This is a genomic window from Roseburia sp. OM02-15, assembly GCF_003481835.1.
GTDB classification, from domain to species: Bacteria; Bacillota; Clostridia; order Lachnospirales; family Lachnospiraceae; genus Eubacterium_I; species Eubacterium_I ramulus_A.
Genome location: NZ_QULX01000002.1, coordinates 283,733 through 303,694, shown reverse-complemented (window position 1 = coordinate 303,694; position 19,962 = coordinate 283,733). Strand labels below are relative to the sequence as shown.

Here is a 19,962-nt window from a genome sequence, read left to right as displayed (position 1 = left end):
CATAAATTAACCAAGGCGTGTTACATTCGCAGCCTGTGGTCCTTTATCTCCTTCAATCACTTCGAATTCAACAGCTTCCCCATCTTTCAGCTCTTTGAATCCATCCATGTTCAGTGCAGAAAAATGAACGAAAATATCTTTTCCTTCTGCATCTGAAATAAATCCATAACCCTTTTTTGCATTAAACCATTTTACAGTTCCCTGTTGCATAAAATACTTCCTCCTAAAACATGCGCACATTCTGTGCAAAATTGACAAGCTAAACGTATCACAATTCAACTTTTTTGTCAAGAAAATGCAGAAATTTTGCAATTTTACTGCATCTTTTTGTCATGGTTCACAGCATATCCTATCAGCAGGAACCTCTTTTTGCCCTGCGCTCTTCTTTTTTGCGCTCCAGATTGGACACAATGATACAGCAGCTTGCATCACCGGTAATATTGACTGTGGTACGTCCCATGTCAAAGATACGATCCACACCTGCAACCAGAGCGATTCCATCCACCGGAAGTCCTACAGAAGTCAGCACCATTGCAAGCATAACCATTCCAGATCCCGGCACACCGGCGGTACCAATGGATGCCAGTGTAGCAGTCAGGATAATGGTCATCATCTGTGGCAAAGTCAGATGTATACCATAGCAGGATGCGATAAAAATCGCACAGACTCCCTGATAAATCGCTGTTCCATCCATATTAATGGTTGCACCAAGTGGAAGTACAAAGGATGAAATCTCTTTTCTGGCACCGAGTTTTTCCACACACTCCATATTAATTGGAAGTGTTCCCACAGAAGATGCACTGGAAAACGCAAACATAATGGCTGGAAGCATTTCCTTGAAAAACCGGGTCGGGCTGATGCCGCCCATTGTCTTTACAGCAATGGAATATACAATCGTTGCATGCAGAACATAACAGATGTAAGCTGCCAGCAATACCATGGCCAGTGAACCAATGATTGCAGTTCCATTACTCGCCACTACCGGGCAGAGCAGACAAAATACACCGATCGGAGATAATTTCAGAATCATATCCATACATTTCATAAATACTTCATTCAGGCTGTTACATGCCTTCACAATCCCGACATTTTTTTCTCCCAGTCCAATAATAGAAAAACCGAGTAATAATGCTATCACAATTACCTGCAGCATATTGGACTCTACCATCGGGCTGATGAAGTTTGACGGGAAAATATTTACAATGGTATCCATGACAGACATTTTTTCCGGCATTTCATAAGCCAGATCTGTCGTTGCGATCACCGGGAAAAAACGCTGGAAGACATTACCGCCAATCAGACCGATCGTAATGGCAAATGCTGTCGTACACATATAATATACAACCGTTTTCAGACCGATTGCTCCGACTTTTTTGATATCCCTCATAGATATGATTCCACACATAATGGAAAATAATACAATAGGAACTACAATAAATTTTAATAAATTGAGGAAAATCGTTCCAAATGGTTTAATATAATTTTCCGCAAATGTTGCATGACTCTGAATCAGCAGTCCTACCACGATTGCCAGGATCAATGCAATAAAAATCTGCATCGCCAGTGGCAGTTTTTTCTTTTGTTTATTCATATTTCATTTTTCCTTTCAGATACATAATATTGTTATTGATACTTTTTACCCGGAAAGTTTACCATTTGTTTCATGGATAACTGCCCGTGCCAGAAATACACTGCCATTAACAATATCATATCTCAAAGATTTTTTCCACAGGAATCTGCTTCCATTTTGCAATTTTGTGTCACATTTTATTCATTTTCCGTCTGTTTCTGTCACAGAAACACCTTTTTCATGATTTTTATGACTTCATTGACACCGAAACCTGCGGGAATGGAATCTCAATCTGATGGTCATCCAACGCATATTTTACATTTTCCGTGATGCGCCATCTTGTTTCCCAGTAATCCTCGGTCTTTACCCAGACACGAATGCCGATGACCACAGCACTGTCTCCCAGACTGTCCACAAACACATGATATGGTTCCGCGCTGGTCATGCAGTTTTTCTCTTTCTCCAGCACATCGGAAATCACCTGTTTTGCCAGCCGGATATCCGCATCGTAGGAAATGCCAACTGTAATGTCAATCCTTCGTTTGTCCTGCTGTGTCAGGTTGGTCAGACTGGAATTTGATAAGCTGCCGTTTGGCAGGACAACCGTTTTATTATCTACGGTCAGCAGTTTCGTATAACAGAGCTGGATCTCTGAAACAGTTCCTTCGTTTCCGTGAGTATCTTCCCGGATGTAATCTCCCACTTTAAATGGTTTTAAAATCAGGATCAAAACTCCACCTGCAAAATTGGATAATGTTCCCTGCAACGCCAGGCCAACGGACAGACCGACAGAACCGATAACTGCAATGACCGAACTTGCAGTGATTCCAAACTTTCCAAGTACGATCATAATCAGGACAAAGTGCAGTCCTACATAGCAGATATTATCAAGGAACTGCTTTACACCTTCATCCCAGTTTGTTTTGTTCAGAAATTTTCGGACAAATTTTCGAACCAGCTGTATAATTTTGCGTCCAACCAGCAGTACGATAATCGCAATAATCAGTTTTACAAGAAAATCTAACACAGTTGGAAATGAATCTTCAAAATATTTGACAATTGTATTCCAGGACCAGAAATTCACATTATCCGATACAACATCAGTCACTTCATCTGCCAGATTTTGTGTTAATAAAAACTTCAGCATTCTATAACTCCATTCTTGTGTTCTGTATACGTTGAGTCTCCATTTGTATTTTGAACCCAACGCACACAGAATTATTTTTTATCTCCCACCGACAAACTATGTTTCATCTGTTTTTGAAAGATAGCTTACCTTTTCTTTTTACTCATTGAGCAAATGAATAAAGAGTCCACTTCTCAGTTTTGGTTCAAACCAGGTGGATTTTGGCGGCATCAGAAGACCTGCATCCGCAACAGAAAAAAGTTCTCCGATGGAAGTCGGATACATGGCAAAAGCCACCTTTGCATCTTCACGACAACGTTTTTCCAATTCTTTTGTTCCCCTGATACCACCCACAAAATCAATGCGTGGATCTGTCTTTGGATCTGTAATTCCGAGAACCGGCTGCAACAGTAAATCCTGAAGAAGAGAAACATCCAGTCCTTTCACCGGATCCGAATTCAAATCTTCCGGACGAATCTTACAGGTATACCACTGTCCTTTCAGATACATGGAAAAGGTACCTTTCTCCTGTGGATGTTTATCTGTCTCATTCAACTCAGATACATCAAACAGTTCCTGCATTTTTACTAAAAATTCTTCTTCAGTCATTCCATTTAAATCTTTGACTATGCGATTATAATCCAGAATTTTCAATTCACTTTCCGGGAACAGCACAGATAAGAAAAAGTTGAATTCTTCTTTTCCATTGTATCCCGGGTGTTCTCTTCTCCGTTTCTCACCGACTTTCACAGCAGAAGCCGCACGATGATGACCGTCTGCAATATAAATCTGATTAATTCCTGCAAAAGCTTTCTGAATCTCACTGATATCTATAGTTTTAGCAATTACCCATACACGATGGCGAACTCCATCCGGTGATGTAAAATCATATTCCGGATCCTGTTTCTTTACCTTTGCAACAATTGCCGTAATCTGGTCATCGTCACGATAAGCCAGAAAAATCGGTCCTGTCTGCGCATCACAGATATCTACGTGACAAATACGATCCTGTTCTTTTTCCGCACGTGTATTTTCATGTTTTTTAATTACATTATTTTCATAATCATCAATTGACGCACAGGCTGTGATACCCGTCTGCGTCCGACCATTCATGGTCAGTTCGTAGATATAATAGCATGGTTTATCGTCACGAATGAAATCACCTTTTTCTATCATATTCCACAATGTGTCATGCGCTCTCTGATATACTTCTGGTGCATAAGTATCCACGGAATCGTCAAATTGTGTCTCTGCACGGTCAATTTTCAAGAATGATTCCGGTTCCCTCAGTACTTCTTCTTTTGCTTCTTTTCGATTATATACATCGTATGGTAACGCAGCAATCTTTGCTGCTTTCTCTTTGCATGGGCGCACACATGCAAATGGTCTGATTTCTGCCATCTTACTTTCTCCTTTTTGTCAACATGAAAATCTGCCAATTATTTTTGTTATAAAAAGTCCCATATATTATCTGCTTATCAGCATATAAGAAAGATTCTCACATGTTTTTCAAAATATTTGTATAGTAAAAAGGCGTGGAAACAAAGCTGTACTCTCTGTTCCCACGCCGACTTTCATGATCTTATTTGATCACTCTAACTTTTAATACACCGTCAATTGCAGCCAGTTTTTCTACAACTTCTGCTGAGATCGGTGCATCCAGATCCAGAAGTGAATAAGCATAGTCATTGCGGCTCTTATTGGTCATATCGGCAATATTGGCACCTGCCTCACCAAGTACAGATGAATACTGTCCGATCATATTTTTGATGTTTTTGTGCAAAATTGCAATTCTTGCAGCAGCTGTGCACACACCCATGTTACAATCCGGATAATTTACAGAATGTGCAATATTTCCGTTCTCAATATAATCAATCACTTCACGTACTGCCATAACTGCACAGTTATCCTCAGATTCTGCAGTAGACGCTCCAAGATGTGGAATTACGATACAGTTTTCCACACCAGCAGTGGTCGGATTCGGAAAATCTACGACATATTTGCGTACTTTTCCTGCCTTTAATGCTTCCACCATAGCAGGCTCATCTACAAGTGTATCTCTTGCAAAATTCAGAACGATTACGTTCTCTTTCATCATTGCGATGGCTTCTTTGCTGATCATTCCTTTTGTAGAATCCAGGAGAGGTACATGAATTGTGATAAAATCACACTCTTTATAAATGTCCTCAACAGACATCACATGTTTTACTTTTGTAGAAACATTCCATGCTGCATTGACGGACAGATACGGATCGTAACCAAGCACATCCATGCCCAGTGCTACCGCCGCATTGGCAACCTGCACACCGATGGCTCCAAGTCCGATGACACCAAGTTTTTTTCCTTTGATTTCAGTTCCTGCAAATGCTTTTTTTGCTTTCTCGGCAGCTTTTGCAATTCCTGCATCTTCTTTATTCGCTTTTACCCAGTCGATACCACCCGTAATATCACGGCTTGCCAGAAGCATTCCTGCGATTACAAGCTCTTTTACACCATTGGCATTGGCACCCGGTGTATTGAATACAACGATTCCCTGATCTGCGCATTTCTCCAGCGGAATATTGTTAACGCCTGCACCTGCACGGGCTACTGCCAGCAGTGATTCTGGAAGATCCATATCATGCATTGCCGCACTACGCACTAATGCAACCTCTGCCTGATTAAAATCCTCTGTTTTCTCATAGGTATCCGGGAATAATTCCAGACCGCACGCTGCGATCGGATTTAAACAATGAAACTGAACCATTTTTGTTTCCTCTTTTCTTCAACTCAATTTTTCTGACCGGGACATCTCACCTTCTCAGTCAGTTTTGCCTTTCGGCACACACTTTTTACATTTTAAAAATAATCAATCGTAACGATTGTCATTCTCATATCGCAATAAAACTCAAATATGATTCACAAATTTACTTTGTGTTCTCAGCCTCGAATTTCTTCATGAACTCAACCAATGCGATAACGCCCTCTTTTGGCATTGCATTGTAGATAGAAGCACGCATACCGCCAACGGTTCTGTGTCCTTTTAAGTTCTCCAGACCTGCTGCTTTTGCTTCTGCAACGAATTTTGCATCCAGATCTTTGTCACCTGTTACAAACGGAACGTTCATCAGGGAACGATCTTCTTTGCGGACAGTACCTTTGAACAGTTTGCTGTTGTCAAGGAAATCATACAGGATTGCTGCTTTCTCCTCGTTACGTTTCTTCATTGCTTCCAGACCGCCAAGGCTCTTGATCCATTTGAATACTTTACCGCAAATGTAAATGCCGTAGCATGGCGGTGTATTGTACATGGAACCTTTGTCAGCCTGTGTTTTGTATTTCATCAGAGTCGGTACATAATCCGGCAGATCATCGCGTATCAGATCCTCACGAATGATTACGATCTGTACGCCGGCAGGTCCGATATTTTTCTGAACGCCGCCCCAGATCACGCCGTATTTCTCTACATCCATCGGCTCTGACAGGAAGCAGGAAGATACATCTGCTACCAGAGTTTTTCCTTTGGTGTTCGGCAGTTCATGATATACAGTTCCGTAAATGGTGTTGTTCTGGCAAATGTATACATAATCTGCATCATCATCGATTGGAAGATCAGAACAATCCGGAATATAAGTAAATGTCTCATCTTCAGAAGAAGCGATTTTTACTGCTTTTCCGTATTTTTTTCCTTCCTCATATGCTTTCTTTGCCCACTGACCTGTTACGATATAATCAGCCACACCATTTTTCATCAGGTTCATTGGAACTGCGGAGAACTGTAATGCCCCACCACCCTGTAAAAATAATACTTTGTAGTTATCCGGGATATGTAATAAATCCCTTAAATCTGCTTCAGCCTCATCAATGATTTCCTGAAACATGGAGGAGCGATGACTCATCTCCATAACGGACATACCGCATCCACGGTAATCAAGCATCTCCTCCTGTGCCTCTTTCAGCACTTCTACCGGTAATACTGCCGGTCCAGCCGAGAAATTGTAAACTCTGCTCATTTTGAAACCTCCTGGATTTGTCCTGTCTTGCAGGATTTTTTTATTATGAACACCTTCCAGGTGGCAAAGAGATTACTCTCCCTGTACAGTGCCACCCGGATGCGTCATTTATCTGTTCTTCAGATCAGATTCATCAAATGCTTCGCTGATCGGTGCACCCGGTGCAACCATCGGCCAAACATTATCATCACTGTCAATGACACAGTCAATCAGTACCGGAGTTTTCATCTCCAACGCTTTTGCCACTTCTTCGGCAAACTCTTCCTGTGTCTTTGCGCGCATGCCTGTGGCTCCCATAGCCTCAGCAAGTTTTACGAAATCCACACCATCATTTAAAATCGTGTTGGAATAACGTTTCTCATAAAATAATCCCTGCCACTGATGTACCATACCAAGTACTTCATTGTTGATGACAATCTGGATCAGTGGAAGCTGCTGACGGACTGCTGTGGCAATCTCGTTCATATTCATGCGGAAACATCCGTCACCTGCAATGTTGATAACCTGTTTCTCCGGATTTGCTATCTGTGCGCCGATAGCTGCACCAAGACCATATCCCATGGTGCCAAGACCACCGGAGGTCAGTAATGTACGCGGTTTGGCAAATTTATAATACTGTGCCGCCCACATCTGATGCTGTCCTACCTCTGTAACGATAATTGCTTCACCCTTTGTCTGACGGTAAATCTCTTCCATGACAAATGGTCCGGACAATCCTTTTTCTTTATAAGTTAACGGATATTTATCCTTAAATTCTTGAATTTGCTGCATCCACTCTGTGTGCTCCTGCTGCTCTAACAGGTGGTTCACACGTTTCAGGATTTCCTTGATATCTCCGATCACGCTGGCATCCGTCTGGATGTTTTTGTTGATCTCAGCCGGATCTACATCAAACTGCAGAATCTTTGCGTTGCTTGCAAAGCGTTTTGCGTCACCGATAACACGGTCGCTGAAGCGAACGCCAACTGCAATCAGCAGATCACATTCGCTTACACCGTAATTGGAAGCTTTGGTACCATGCATACCAAGCATTCCGCTGTATCGATCATTGGTTCCGTCAAATGCACCTTTTCCCATCAGGGAATCACATACCGGCGCATCTACCAGATTTGCAAATTTTGCAAGTTCTTCGCTGGCTCCGGAAATGACTGCACCGCCACCTACAAAAATATACGGTTTTTTCGCTTCACGGATCATGGCTGCTGCCTGCTCCAGATCTGCTTCTGTCATTTTGTCGATCTTACGTGCTACCGGCGGAATCTGCTGAAATTCAAATTCCGTTGTAGCTGCGGTAACATCTTTTGGAATATCTACCAGCACAGGTCCCGGACGCCCGGTCTGGGCGATCCGGAAAGCACGGCGGATCACATCAGCCAGTTTATTGACATCTTTTACAATAAAATTATGCTTTGTGATCGGTGTCGTGATACCTGCGATATCAATCTCCTGAAAGCTGTCTTTTCCAAGCAACGGCACACCTACGTTACAGGTAATAGCCACTACTGGAACAGAATCCATGTATGCGGTTGCGATACCGGTTACCAGGTTGGTTGCACCCGGTCCGGAAGTAGCCAGACACACACCGACTTTTCCGGTGGAGCGGGCATATCCATCCGCTGCATGGGAAGCTCCCTGTTCATGGGACGTAAGCACATGGTGAATTTCATCGCTATGTTTATACAGTTCATCGTAAACGTTCAAAATCGCTCCGCCCGGATAACCAAATACAGTATCCACGCCCTGCTCCTTCAAACATTCGATAACAATCTGTGATCCTGTCAACTGCATATGCTTTTGTTCCTCTTTTCTATCTCATCTTATTAGTTTGTTTTCAGAATAGCACCTGTGTTTCCAGATGTAACCATGGAAGCGTAACGAGCCAGATATCCTGTTGTGATCTTCGGCTCACGCGGCTGCCATTTTGCTTTTCTTGCTGCCATCTCTTCATCAGAGATATCTACATTCAGAGTATTCTCCGGAATGTTGATCTTGATGATATCGCCTTCCTCTACGAATGCGATCGGGCCGCCAACTGCTGCTTCCGGTGATACGTGTCCGATAGAAGCGCCTCTGGAAGCTCCGGAGAAACGTCCGTCTGTGATCAGAGCTACGGAAGAACCAAGTCCCATACCTGCGATGGCAGATGTCGGGTTCAGCATCTCACGCATACCCGGACCGCCTTTCGGTCCCTCGTAACGGATAACAACAACGTCACCCTCAACGATCTTACCGCCTTTGATAGCTGCGATTGCATCTTCCTCACAGTCAAATACTCTTGCCGGACCTTCATGTACCATCATCTCCGGTACTACTGCAGAACGTTTTACAACTGCGGAATCCGGAGCAAGGTTACCTTTCAGTACGGCGATTCCGCCTGTCTTGCTGTATGGATTCTCAACCGGACGGATAACTTCCGGATTTTTATTTACAACCCCCTGAATATTCTCAGCGATTGTTTTTCCTGTAACTGTCATGCAGCTTGTATCCAGCAAACCGATTTTATTTAACTCAGTCATAACTGCTGATACACCGCCTGCTTCGTTTAAGTCTTCCATATAAGTCGGGCCTGCCGGCGCAAGGTGGCAAAGGTTTGGTGTCTTCTCACTTAATGCGTTTGCGATATCAAGGTCGATATCCACACCAGCCTCATGTGCGATAGCCGGAAGGTGAAGCATGGAGTTTGTGGAACATCCAAGTGCCATATCCATAGTTAAAGCGTTCATGAATGCTGCTTTTGTCATGATATCACGCGGACGGATATCTTTCTTTAACAGTTCCATAACTGCCATACCTGCATGTTTTGCAAGTTTGATTCTCTCAGAATATACAGCCGGGATTGTTCCGTTTCCAGGAAGTCCCATACCAATTGCCTCTGTCAGACAGTTCATGGAGTTTGCTGTATACATACCGGAACAGGATCCACAGGTCGGGCATACTTTTTCTTCGTACTCTCTAACCTCTTCCTCTGTCATAGTACCTGCTGCGTAGGAACCAACTGCTTCAAACATGGAAGAAAGACTTCTCTTTTTGCCATGAATGTGACCAGCCAGCATCGGGCCGCCGCTTACGAATACAGTCGGGATATTCAGTCTTGCTGCTGCCATCAGAAGTCCCGGTACGTTTTTGTCACAGTTCGGAACCATAACCAGTGCGTCGAACTGATGTGCCATTGCCATACACTCTGTGGAATCTGCGATCAGATCACGGGTAACCAGAGAGTATTTCATTCCTGTATGTCCCATTGCAATACCATCACAAACTGCGATTGCCGGGAACACGATCGGTGTTCCACCTGCCATTGCAACGCCCATTTTTACAGCATCTACGATTTTATCCAGGTTCATATGACCCGGTACGATCTCATTATAAGAACTTACGATACCTACTAACGGTCTGTCTAATTCTTCCTTGGTATAACCAAGAGCGTTAAATAAAGATCTGTGAGGTGCCTGCTGCATCCCTTTTGTAACATTGTCACTTCTCATTTTTTTACATACTCCTTTTTTATATTCTCTCGCAGATCAGATCGCCCATACGACTGGTTCCAACCTGTTCTACGGCAGACTTCTTATCTTCTTCCTGTGGCATGATATCGATGGTACGATATCCGTCTTTTAATACCTGTTTTACCGCATTTTCCACTGCATCAGCTTCTTTATCCAGATCAAAGGAATAACGAAGCATCATTGCTGCGGATAAAATAGTAGCGATCGGATTTGCAATTCCCTGTCCTGCAATATCCGGTGCAGATCCGCCACTCGGCTCATACAGACCGAATTTTGTATCATTCAGGCTTGCGCTGGAAAGCATACCGATGGAACCGGTTACCATACTTGCCTCATCGGAAAGAATGTCACCGAACATGTTCTCTGTTAAGATAACGTCAAACTGTTTCGGATCTTTTACCAGCTGCATTGCACAGTTGTCTACTAACATATGTTCATAAGTAACTTCCGGATAATCCTTAGCTACTTCCTCTACGATTTTTCTCCAGAGTCTGGAAGAATCCAGTACATTTGCCTTGTCAACGCTTGTTACTTTTCTGCGGCGTTTCATGGCAATATCAAAACCTTTGATGGCGATTCTGCGAATCTCATTCTCGGTATATGTAAGGGTATCTACCGCTGTCACAACACCGTCTACCTCGCTGGTCTTGCGGGCTCCAAAGTAAAGTCCTCCGGTCAGCTCACGCATGATCATCATATCGAAGCCTGTGCCGATGATGTCATCACGTAACGGGCATGCCTCTTTTAATTCCTCATAAAGATAAGCCGGTCTTAAGTTTGCAAATAGGTTCAGAGACTTACGTAATTTCAGTAATCCGGCTTCCGGACGTTTCTCCGGTGGAAGTTTATACCATGGGGAAGTACTTGTATTTCCGCCAATGGATCCCATTAAAACTGCATCAGAGTGCAGTGCCTGTTCAATGGCATGATCTGTCAGCGGCTCTCCGGTCGCATCAATGGAGCATCCTCCCATTAAAATATCTTCGTACTCAAATTCATGTCCGAATTTGTCAGCCACACAGTTTAAAACTTTCTGTGCCTCGGCTACAATCTCAGGACCAATGCCGTCTCCGGCAATGACTCCAACCTGATATTTCATTCTCTTTCTCCTCTCAAAAACAAATTTTCTGATATGATGCCTGAAAATTTATGTTTTTCGACGTCACTCACATTCAAGAATGCTCCGGCATTCTTGTTGCGAGGTGCGCGTCATGCAATTGCATGACATACTTCAACTGCGTACCTCTGTAATCCTGCCGGAGGCTATATCAGATGGGGGATTGGCTTCCACCACTAATACTAGCTTGTTTCTCACCACCTATAGAGTTGGGAGTCATCTCCCATCTGATATACAAAAGAAGGGCAGTGATATCGATTGATATCCATGCCCCGCCCTCCTTTGTCTGATCTTTGCTTTTTTCAATTTACTCTTCTACTGCGTCTTCAGCTTTTTCAATCTGTGCGATTGCAGAGCGCTGCATCGGAATACGGCAGTTTTTGTTGTTGCCGAACTCTACGATAACGGTATCTTCATTGATATCGATCAGTGTACCATAAAAGCCGCTGCTTGTAAGAACAGTATCGCCGACTGCCATTTTAGACATCATCTCATTTCTTCTTGCCTGCTCTTTTTTCTGCGGTCTCAGCATAAATACAAATACGAATACAAGTAAAACAACAATCCAGATGATTGTTCCCATCATACCCATTCCTGTACTGGATGATAATACGTTCATTTGATTTCCTCCTATTTTTCAATACTATTAAATATTCTACACAAAATGTAGCTTTTCTTCAAGCCATTTCGCATATTTTTTATTTTTTTCAGTTCACTCATCATATATATTCCGTTAATAATCATACTCGCATGAGGAATTAATGGGATATATAGTGATGAAGGGAGCGCCATTTTATGAGCAAAAATAGTAGTGTAACTACAGAGAAGCCCAGTACGGGCGTTTTGCGAATGGCGCGGGTGAACTTTTTCTTACTCCCCATGTTCCATGCGGTACAGTTTCTCAGCTTTATAATTCTGATAATTTCCTGCATCAATGGCATCACGGATTTCTTCCATCATTGTGTTATAGAAATACAGATTATGCAGTACACACAGACGCATACCAAGCATTTCTTTTGCTTTCAATAAATGACGAATGTAAGCTCTGCTGTATGTACGGCAGGCCGGACACTGACATCCCTCTTCGATTGGGCGCATATCACGCTCAAACTTCTGGTTAAACAGGTTCAGTTTTCCAAAATTGGTGTAAACATGTCCATGACGTCCGTTTCGGCTCGGATATACACAGTCAAAGAAGTCTACCCCGCGGTCTACTGCTTCCAAAATATTTGCCGGAGTACCAACGCCCATCAGGTAAGTTGGTTTGTCTTCCGGAAGATGCGGAACTGTCACATCCAGAATGTGATACATCTCCTCATGGCTCTCACCAACGGCAAGTCCACCCACTGCGTAACCGTCCAGATCCATCTCGCTGATGCGTTTTGCATGGTCAATACGGATATCATCATAAATAGCTCCCTGATTGATACCAAAAAGCATCTGATTTTTATTAATCGTATCTTCCAGACTGTTCAGACGCTGCATTTCTTTTTTACAGCGTTCCAGCCAGCGTGTGGTACGGTCTACCGATGGCTGTACATAACTTCTGTCTGCCAGTGCAGGTGGACACTCATCAAATGCCATGGCAATGGTAGATCCCAGATTCGACTGAATCTGCATACTTTCTTCCGGTCCCATGAAAATTTTACGTCCATCTACATGAGAGTGGAAATGTACGCCTTCCTCTTTGATCTTTCTCAGTCCTGCCAGGGAAAATACCTGGAATCCGCCGGAATCCGTCAGAATCGGTTTGTCCCATACCATAAATCTATGCAGACCGCCAAGGTCTTTGATCAGTTTGTCACCCGGACGGACATGCAGATGGTATGTGTTGGATAACTGCACCTGTGTCTTGATCTGCTGCAGATCATCTGTGGATACCGCACCTTTGATCGCTGCTGCGGTTCCGACATTCATAAATACCGGTGTCTGGATGGTTCCATGCACCGTTGTCACTTCGGCACGCTTCGCGCGTCCATCTTTTTTTAATAATTTATACATAAAAAGTTCCTTTCCTTTTTCATTGCGCTGTTTATAACTTTATCATATAATAAGGTAAGTGTCAAAAATAATAAACATTGTTTTTTTATACCAGAGGAGGAAACATTATGGCTGGTTCAAATACAGGAACTATTTTTCAGATTACCACATGGGGAGAATCCCATGGAAAAGGGGTCGGCGTCGTAGTAGACGGCTGCCCAAGCGGACTTCCACTGTCCGAAGAAGACATTCAGATTTATCTTAACCGTCGAAAACCGGGACAATCCAAATACACCACCCCGCGTACCGAAGCAGACCGGGTGGAGATTCTCTCCGGTGTTTTTGAAGGACGCACCACAGGCACTCCGATCTCCATGATCGTACGAAATGAAAATCAGCATTCCAAGGATTACAGTGACATTGCCCGCTGCTATCGTCCGGGACACGCCGATTACTGCTTTGATGCAAAATACGGTTTCCGCGATTACCGTGGCGGTGGACGTTCTTCTGCCCGTGAAACCATCGGACGTGTTGCTGCAGGCGCCATTGCCGCAAAACTGTTAAAAGAAATGGGCATCTCCATTCTTACTTATACAAAAGCCATCGGTCCGGTCTCCATTGATCCAAACCGCTTTGACGCTGCACAGATCAGGCAAAATCCGGTTGCCATGCCGGATGCTCAGGCTGCAAAAGATGCTCAGGTCTTTCTGGATCAATGCATCGAAGCACAGGATTCTTCCGGCGGCATTATCGAATGTGTAATTAATGGTGTTCCTGCCGGTATCGGCGATCCGGTATTTGACAAACTGGATGCAAGTCTGGCAAAAGCCATTTTTTCCATCGGTGCAGTAAAAGGTTTTGAAATCGGGGATGGCTTTGCTGCCGCTACTGCCCGTGGTTCCGAAAATAATGATTCCTTTGTGCCACAGGAAAATGGTCCTCTGACCAAAGCAACCAATCATGCCGGTGGTATCTTAGGCGGTATCAGCGATGGTTCTCCGATTGTGTTCCGCGCCGCTGTAAAGCCAACACCATCCATTGCACAGTTGCAACATACGGCAAATGCAGACGGCGAAGCTGTCGATATCAGCATCCGCGGACGCCACGATCCGGTGGTTGTGCCAAGAGCTGTTGTTGTTGTGGAAGCCATGGCTGCTATTACTATTTTGGATCTGATGCTTCGAAATACAACTGCAAAACTTGATAATCTGAAAAAAATTTACGAATAAAATCCTATTGATTTGTTCTTCAAGTCGAATGCACGTGAGACTTGGTGCGTGATTCTGGTCAGCGCAAGCTGACATCTTCTTTTCAGAATCACTGCACTCTATACTCCGTTCCGGTCGGCGCAAACCCATTGTCTCCCAGACAATGTGCGCCCTCGCGGAGCATTGATCTCAGTCGGAGATTGAACTCCCACTGAGAAATACTTGTTACTACTCACCACTTGCAGAAGTGGGAGCCTCAACTCAGACTGAGATGAATCTCTGTACACATAAAAAGACTGCCATCAAAACCATTTTGGTTTCGGTGACAGTCTTTTTTATTTCAAATATCAATCATTTCTATTAAAAGAGAATTCCATCTCAATCCGACTATCATTCATTACTGTAACTTGTGAATAAAAATACAGTTCGGCTGTTCGATCTTGATCGGTTTGGAATCCTGCAGGAAATAGCGATTCTCATAATTCATGTTGTAAGTAAACATCTCATTTGTCTCATGACTGAGGATAATAAAATGCTTATTATCCGGCATAACCGCCAGTGCCTTCGGATAATCTCCACTGGTCTTGCAATGGAAAAACGGTGTAAGTACTCCGGTTTCCTTATCTACATCATAAATGATCGCTGTATTAATACCTGCATTGGTTACAAACAGATGATTTCCATCCGGTGAAAACTCAATACCAGATGCAGCTGCACGCTGTTTTTCGCCCGGTTCAATGGTGCTGATACGCTGAATCAGTTTGAACGGATCTACATCGTCATCTCGTTCGCCAACTTCATATACTTCAATAACGTTATCAATTTCACATAATACATAAGCATATTTATGCTGACGGTCATAACGAAGCATCTTTGGACCACTGTCCAGTTCACAACGAAGAATATCTTCCAGCTCCAATTTATTGTGTTCTCTGTCGATCCGGTAAATTTTTACCTGATCCAGACCACTGTCTACTGCGCAGACACACTGCTGATCCGGTGTCACCTTTACACAGGTAACATGTGGCATAGAGCTGCGGTCTGTAATATTTACACCAATGCCTTTATGGAAAATTCCATCTGCGATCTCACCGATAGAACCATCCTCATTCAGGTTCATCATGGTAATACGTCCGTCATGGTAGCCTGCCACAAACAGGTAACGATCCTGCTCATCCACTTCCAGATAGCATCCTCTCATGCCACCTGTCCACACAGAATTGATCGGTTCCAGATCTCCATCTTCCAGAATACGGAAGGACTGTACACCTTCATCTGCAATAGAATAAAGAAACTTTCCGCTGGTAGAAACAATTAAATCAGATGGATTATTAATCGGAACCACCTTGCGTTCTGTCATTTTTCCTTTCTCGGCATCCACATCAAAAATATGGATTCCCACACTGCTTCCGTGTGTGTAAGTGCCGACATATGCCACATAACGATCTTTTGCCATGACTATTCCTCCTCTTTCCTACGCAATATGTCATAAAGTTCTGCTGCATGGTTGTCCTGCTCCGAAACCTCTGCCCCGGAAAGAGCACCATTTTCTGCCGCTGCAAGTTCGATATATAAAACCTGCTTCGGATGCGGCGCAGATTGCATCTCCTGCCCTTCTTCGTCCACGATTCTGCGAACGACTACCGGAATGTTTCTTCCATCCGGCTTCATGATTTCAATCTGTTCCCCTACAGAAAATTTATTGCGCTGTTCGATACGGTATAATCCGTCTGCAGTGCATTCCCCTATAATGCCCAGATAGGTATACTCTTTTACATAAGTATTGTTGTCATAAATCTGAGCACTTTCATCCGGTTTTCCGAAGAAAAATCCGGTTGTAAACTGACGATACGTGCAATTGGAAATCTGATCCAGATACCAGTCCATGTTTTTCCGGTATAATTCCGGAGACTCCAGATAATCATCAATTGCCTTACGATACGTACGGGCTACGGTAGCCACGTACAATGCGGTCTTCATACGACCTTCAATTTTAAAACTGTCAATTCCACTGTCGATCAACTCCGGAATGTGCTCGATCATGCACAGGTCCTTGGAGTTAAAAATATAGGTGCCACGTTCATTCTCGTAAACCGGCATATATTCTCCCGGTCTGGTCTCTTCCACGATGGCATATTTCCATCGGCATGGGTGAGTGCAAGCCCCACGATTTGCATCACGGCCGGTAAAATAATTGGACAGCAGACATCGTCCGGAATAGGAAATACACATAGCACCATGGATAAATGTCTCCATTTCCAAATCTGCCGGTGCTTTCTCCCTGATTTCCTTTAACTCTGCCATAGACAGTTCTCTGGCAGTTACCACACGGCGTGCGCCAAGCTGATGCCAGAACTGATATGTTCCATAGTTTGTATTGTTTGCCTGGGTACTGATATGGATATCAATCTCCGGACATACTTCTCTGGCGATCATAAAGACACCCGGATCTGAAATGATCAGTGCATCCGGTTTGATTTCTTTTAATTCTTCAAAATAAGCTCTCACTCCGCTCAGATCGCCATTATGAGCCAGAATATTTGCTGTAATATATACTTTTACATCATGAGCATGTGCAAACGCGATTCCTTCCCGAATCTCCTCCATGGAAAAGTTTTTCGCTTTGGCTCTCAGTCCAAAGGCTTCTCCACCGATATATACTGCATCCGCACCAAACACAACCGCTGTTTTTAATACTTCCAGACTGCTTGCCGGAATTAATAATTCTGGATGTTTCATGTAATGCTCCTTACTCTTTTTCCTGTTGTTCTTTCTTTACACTGACGGTCACGCCATCCCCCACCGGCAGTACTGCCGTAGTCAGGTTCTCGTTGTGGGTCAGTTCATACAGATACTCCCGCATTCTCTTGTGGATCGTGCGGTTTCTTCTGGTCACTGCATAATGGGACTCTATGATATCTCCGTCCTGCAGTACATTATCTGACACAAGAATACCACCCTCTGCCAGTAAACGCAAGACATCGTCAAAGAAATGGATGTACTGCCCCTTGGCCGCATCCATAAAAATAAAATCATATGGTTCCTGCAATGTCTTTAACACTTCTGCGGCATCCCCCTCCAGCAGTGTGATCATCTGATCCCGTCCTGCTTTCGTAAAATTCTCTTTTGCAATGGGAATGCGCTTTTCATAATTTTCTATCGTAGTGATCTCACAGTCCACCGGATTATATTCTGCCATCAGTAATGCAGAAAATCCGACCGCCGTTCCTACTTCCAGTATCCGGACCGGGCGCTTCATCGCCAGTAGTAATTTTAACAGGCTCTGCATTTCCCGGCGGATAATCGGTACATAATCTGCTTTCGCTTTTTTTTCCAATTCTTCCAGAAACGGTGTATTTCCCGTGTTGAGAGAATTGATATATGTCACAAATCTTTCATCAACGATCATAGTCTAACCTGTACCAGTTTCTTATTCTTCATACAGAATTGCTTCAAAATCCAGACATCCAAGCAGTTCCTTATTGATCTGCTGAATGATACGGCAGACTGCAACTTCCGCTGCCAGATATTCCCCTAAAAGAGGATCTTTGTATACATCTGCATATTCCTGTTCCAGACGGTCTGCTTCGGTAAACAGATCGATCTGATCTTTGCTATTCTGTAAAAAATAATTTTTTCTTCGAAATTCATGAAGTCTGTGCTCTTTTTCCGGATAGTGATGCACTTCCTCCCGGATCTTCTGATACCGGCAGAAAGCGTCACTGTTCTGCAGCGCAAGCTTCAGTTCCTCGATGCTTGTATTTAAATCCATTTTCTCTTACACTTCCATGATAATCGGAATGATCATCGGGCGGCGTTTTGTCTTTTTCCATACAAACTCGCCCAGTGAATCTTTGATCTCTGTCTTGATCTTGCCCCAGTCTGTGATACCGCGGTCGGTCAGATCCGTCACATGCTCATTCAAAAGATGCTGTGCCTCATCCATCAGGCTCTCAGATCCACGCACATAAACAAATCCACGGGATACGATATCCGGTCCTGCCAAAAGCTGTCCGGAACCGCCCTGCAGTGTCAGGACAACGATGATGATACCGTCTTCTGCCAGATGCTGACGATCACGCATAACGATATTTCCGACATCTCCGACACCCAGTCCGTCGACAAATACGGAACCTGCCGGTACTTTTCCAACTACTTCTGCGCCGTCTTCATCAATTTCCAGTACATCACCGGATGAAATCATCAGAATGTGCTCTTTATCCATACCAAGTTCTGCTGCCACACCTGCCTGCGCTTTACGGTGTTTGAACTCGCCATGTACCGGAATTGCATATTTCGGATGAAGCAGGGAGTAGATCAGTTTGATCTCTTCCTGGCAGGCATGTCCGGATACGTGGGTATCCTGAAAAATAACCTCTGCGCTCTGACGATACAGATCGTTAATGATCTTGGAAACCGCTTTCTCATTTCCCGGAATCGGGTTGGAGCTGAATACGATCAGATCGTTTGGCTGAATCTTCACTTTGCGGTGAATGCCGTTTGCCATACGGGACAGAGCTGCCAGTGGTTCGCCCTGACTTCCTGTGGTGATCAGAACCGTTTTCTCATCCGGATAATTTTTCAGCTGGTCTACTTCGATCAGTGTATTGTCCGGAATGTTCAGGTAACCAAGTTCGGATGCAATGGAAATGATATTGACCATGCTTCGGCCTTCTACCACTACCTTACGTCCAAATTTATATGCGGTATTGATGATCTGCTGCACACGATCCACATTGGATGCAAAGGTTGCAACAATGATTCTCTGATGTGTATGATCACTGAAAATACTCTCGAATGTTTTTCCGACCTTTCGCTCTGTCATGGTAAATCCAGGGCGTTCTGCATTGGTACTGTCGCACATCAGCGCAAGTACGCCTTTTTTACCGATCTCACCAAAACGCTGCAGATCAATGGCATCTCCGTAAACCGGTGTATAATCTACTTTAAAGTCACCGGTGTGTACCACGGTTCCTGCCGGAGAATAGATGGCCAGTGCTGCCGCATCCTGAATGCTGTGATTTGTCTTGATAAACTCCACACGGAAACATCCAAGATTGATGTGCTGTCCGTATTTGACCACTTTACGTTTTACTTTATTAAGCATATTGTGTTCACCAAGTTTGTGGTCGATAATGCCGATGGTCAGCTTTGTCGCATAAATCGGCACATTGATCTCACGCAGCACATAAGGAAGTGCTCCGATATGATCCTCATGACCGTGCGTGATAAAAAATCCCTTTACACGATCGATATTGTCTTTTAAATATGTGATATCCGGTATACATAAATCAATACCGTACATATCATCTTCCGGGAATGCCAGACCGCAATCCACCACAATAATACTGTCTTCGTATTCGAAAGCAGTAATATTCATTCCAATGGCTTCCAGTCCGCCAAGGGGAATGATCTTTAATTTAGATTTTTTTGTATTTGCCAAAAAATCGCACCTCCTATTTT

At 43.7% G+C, this 19,962-nt stretch carries 17 protein-coding genes; 1 reads left to right on the top strand and 16 read right to left on the bottom strand.

All coding sequences use genetic code 11. From position 1 onward, the window contains the following. Positions 1-6 precede the first annotated feature (6 nt). From DXB15_RS03505 to tgt, 11 genes are all read right to left on the bottom strand, one after another. A complete protein-coding gene (locus DXB15_RS03505; protein WP_109215640.1) occupies positions 7-210 on the bottom strand; it encodes a cold shock domain-containing protein in 204 nt (67 codons plus the stop codon). A gap of 142 nt (positions 211-352) precedes the next feature. Next, the gene (locus DXB15_RS03500) at positions 353-1,591 is read right to left on the bottom strand and encodes a dicarboxylate/amino acid:cation symporter (protein ID WP_118702027.1); all 1,239 of its coding nucleotides are present in this window, start codon (positions 1,589-1,591) and stop codon (positions 353-355) included. Positions 1,592-1,817: 226 nt separating this feature from the next. Then, positions 1,818-2,717 carry a mechanosensitive ion channel family protein gene (locus DXB15_RS03495; protein ID WP_109215642.1) on the bottom strand — a complete coding sequence of 300 codons (900 nt, stop codon included), beginning with the start codon at positions 2,715-2,717 and terminating at the stop codon, positions 1,818-1,820. A 138-nt stretch (positions 2,718-2,855) separates the two neighbouring features. Beyond that, positions 2,856-4,097, bottom strand: coding sequence for a DUF1015 domain-containing protein (locus tag DXB15_RS03490; protein ID WP_109215643.1), 1,242 nt, complete (start codon positions 4,095-4,097; stop codon positions 2,856-2,858). Between the two features lie 181 nt (positions 4,098-4,278). Beyond that, complete coding sequence (locus DXB15_RS03485; protein WP_118702026.1) at positions 4,279-5,442, bottom strand: phosphoglycerate dehydrogenase; 1,164 nt, start codon at positions 5,440-5,442, stop codon at positions 4,279-4,281. A 160-nt stretch (positions 5,443-5,602) separates the two neighbouring features. Next, positions 5,603-6,688 (bottom strand): 3-phosphoserine/phosphohydroxythreonine transaminase, encoded by a 1,086-nt coding sequence (gene serC, locus DXB15_RS03480; RefSeq protein ID WP_109215645.1) that lies wholly within the window; start codon positions 6,686-6,688, stop codon positions 5,603-5,605. Positions 6,689-6,796: 108 nt separating this feature from the next. Next, positions 6,797-8,476, bottom strand: coding sequence for a biosynthetic-type acetolactate synthase large subunit (gene ilvB, locus DXB15_RS03475; RefSeq protein WP_118702025.1), 1,680 nt, complete (start codon positions 8,474-8,476; stop codon positions 6,797-6,799). 32 nt (positions 8,477-8,508) lie between these two features. After that, positions 8,509-10,173 carry a dihydroxy-acid dehydratase gene (ilvD, locus tag DXB15_RS03470; RefSeq protein ID WP_109215647.1) on the bottom strand — a complete coding sequence of 555 codons (1,665 nt, stop codon included), beginning with the start codon at positions 10,171-10,173 and terminating at the stop codon, positions 8,509-8,511. Positions 10,174-10,192: 19 nt separating this feature from the next. Next, positions 10,193-11,293 (bottom strand): 3-isopropylmalate dehydrogenase, encoded by a 1,101-nt coding sequence (leuB, locus tag DXB15_RS03465; protein WP_118702024.1) that lies wholly within the window; start codon positions 11,291-11,293, stop codon positions 10,193-10,195. A 325-nt stretch (positions 11,294-11,618) separates the two neighbouring features. Continuing rightward, positions 11,619-11,930 (bottom strand): preprotein translocase subunit YajC, encoded by a 312-nt coding sequence (gene yajC / locus DXB15_RS03460; protein ID WP_109215679.1) that lies wholly within the window; start codon positions 11,928-11,930, stop codon positions 11,619-11,621. A 251-nt stretch (positions 11,931-12,181) separates the two neighbouring features. Beyond that, complete coding sequence (gene tgt / locus DXB15_RS03455; protein WP_109215678.1) at positions 12,182-13,312, bottom strand: tRNA guanosine(34) transglycosylase Tgt; 1,131 nt, start codon at positions 13,310-13,312, stop codon at positions 12,182-12,184. Positions 13,313-13,419: 107 nt separating this feature from the next. Here tgt and aroC point away from each other — a divergent pair, with 107 nt between their 5' ends. Continuing rightward, a complete protein-coding gene (gene aroC / locus DXB15_RS03450) occupies positions 13,420-14,520 on the top strand; it encodes a chorismate synthase (RefSeq protein ID WP_109215677.1) in 1,101 nt (366 codons plus the stop codon). A gap of 376 nt (positions 14,521-14,896) precedes the next feature. Here aroC and DXB15_RS03445 read toward each other — a convergent pair whose 3' ends face one another. From DXB15_RS03445 to DXB15_RS03425, 5 genes are read right to left on the bottom strand one after another with little or no spacing between them, the layout of a single operon-like run. Further along, on the bottom strand, positions 14,897-15,955 hold the full coding sequence (locus DXB15_RS03445) for a lactonase family protein (RefSeq protein WP_109215651.1): 1,059 nt from the start codon (positions 15,953-15,955) through the stop codon (positions 14,897-14,899). A gap of 2 nt (positions 15,956-15,957) precedes the next feature. Continuing rightward, positions 15,958-17,238, bottom strand: a complete 1,281-nt coding sequence (locus DXB15_RS03440) for a peptidase U32 family protein (protein ID WP_109215652.1) — start codon at positions 17,236-17,238, stop codon at positions 15,958-15,960. Positions 17,239-17,248: 10 nt separating this feature from the next. Then, positions 17,249-17,908 (bottom strand): O-methyltransferase, encoded by a 660-nt coding sequence (locus DXB15_RS03435; protein WP_109215653.1) that lies wholly within the window; start codon positions 17,906-17,908, stop codon positions 17,249-17,251. 21 nt (positions 17,909-17,929) lie between these two features. Then, a complete protein-coding gene (locus tag DXB15_RS03430; protein ID WP_118702023.1) occupies positions 17,930-18,271 on the bottom strand; it encodes a YlbF family regulator in 342 nt (113 codons plus the stop codon). A gap of 6 nt (positions 18,272-18,277) precedes the next feature. Further along, entirely contained in the window at positions 18,278-19,942 is a 1,665-nt protein-coding gene (locus DXB15_RS03425; RefSeq protein WP_256385901.1) for a ribonuclease J, read from the bottom strand. Between the last annotated feature and the right edge of the window lie 20 nt (positions 19,943-19,962).

Excerpts from the sequence above, each read along its gene's own strand:
- DXB15_RS03505 (WP_109215640.1), bottom strand. The coding sequence starts at position 210 with ATGCAACAGGGAACTGTAAAATGGTTTAATGCAAAAAAGGGTTATGGA.
- DXB15_RS03500 (WP_118702027.1), bottom strand. The coding sequence starts at position 1,591 with ATGAATAAACAAAAGAAAAAACTGCCACTGGCGATGCAGATTTTTATT.
- DXB15_RS03495 (WP_109215642.1), bottom strand. The coding sequence starts at position 2,717 with ATGCTGAAGTTTTTATTAACACAAAATCTGGCAGATGAAGTGACTGAT.
- DXB15_RS03490 (WP_109215643.1), bottom strand. The coding sequence starts at position 4,097 with ATGGCAGAAATCAGACCATTTGCATGTGTGCGCCCATGCAAAGAGAAA.
- DXB15_RS03485 (WP_118702026.1), bottom strand. The coding sequence starts at position 5,442 with ATGGTTCAGTTTCATTGTTTAAATCCGATCGCAGCGTGCGGTCTGGAA.
- serC (WP_109215645.1), bottom strand. The coding sequence starts at position 6,688 with ATGAGCAGAGTTTACAATTTCTCGGCTGGACCGGCAGTATTACCGGTA.
- ilvB (WP_118702025.1), bottom strand. The coding sequence starts at position 8,476 with ATGCAGTTGACAGGATCACAGATTGTTATCGAATGTTTGAAGGAGCAG.
- ilvD (WP_109215647.1), bottom strand. The coding sequence starts at position 10,173 with ATGAGAAGTGACAATGTTACAAAAGGGATGCAGCAGGCACCTCACAGA.
- leuB (WP_118702024.1), bottom strand. The coding sequence starts at position 11,293 with ATGAAATATCAGGTTGGAGTCATTGCCGGAGACGGCATTGGTCCTGAG.
- yajC (WP_109215679.1), bottom strand. The coding sequence starts at position 11,930 with ATGAACGTATTATCATCCAGTACAGGAATGGGTATGATGGGAACAATC.
- tgt (WP_109215678.1), bottom strand. The coding sequence starts at position 13,312 with ATGTATAAATTATTAAAAAAAGATGGACGCGCGAAGCGTGCCGAAGTG.
- aroC (WP_109215677.1), top strand. The coding sequence starts at position 13,420 with ATGGCTGGTTCAAATACAGGAACTATTTTTCAGATTACCACATGGGGA.
- DXB15_RS03445 (WP_109215651.1), bottom strand. The coding sequence starts at position 15,955 with ATGGCAAAAGATCGTTATGTGGCATATGTCGGCACTTACACACACGGA.
- DXB15_RS03440 (WP_109215652.1), bottom strand. The coding sequence starts at position 17,238 with ATGAAACATCCAGAATTATTAATTCCGGCAAGCAGTCTGGAAGTATTA.
- DXB15_RS03435 (WP_109215653.1), bottom strand. The coding sequence starts at position 17,908 with ATGATCGTTGATGAAAGATTTGTGACATATATCAATTCTCTCAACACG.
- DXB15_RS03430 (WP_118702023.1), bottom strand. The coding sequence starts at position 18,271 with ATGGATTTAAATACAAGCATCGAGGAACTGAAGCTTGCGCTGCAGAAC.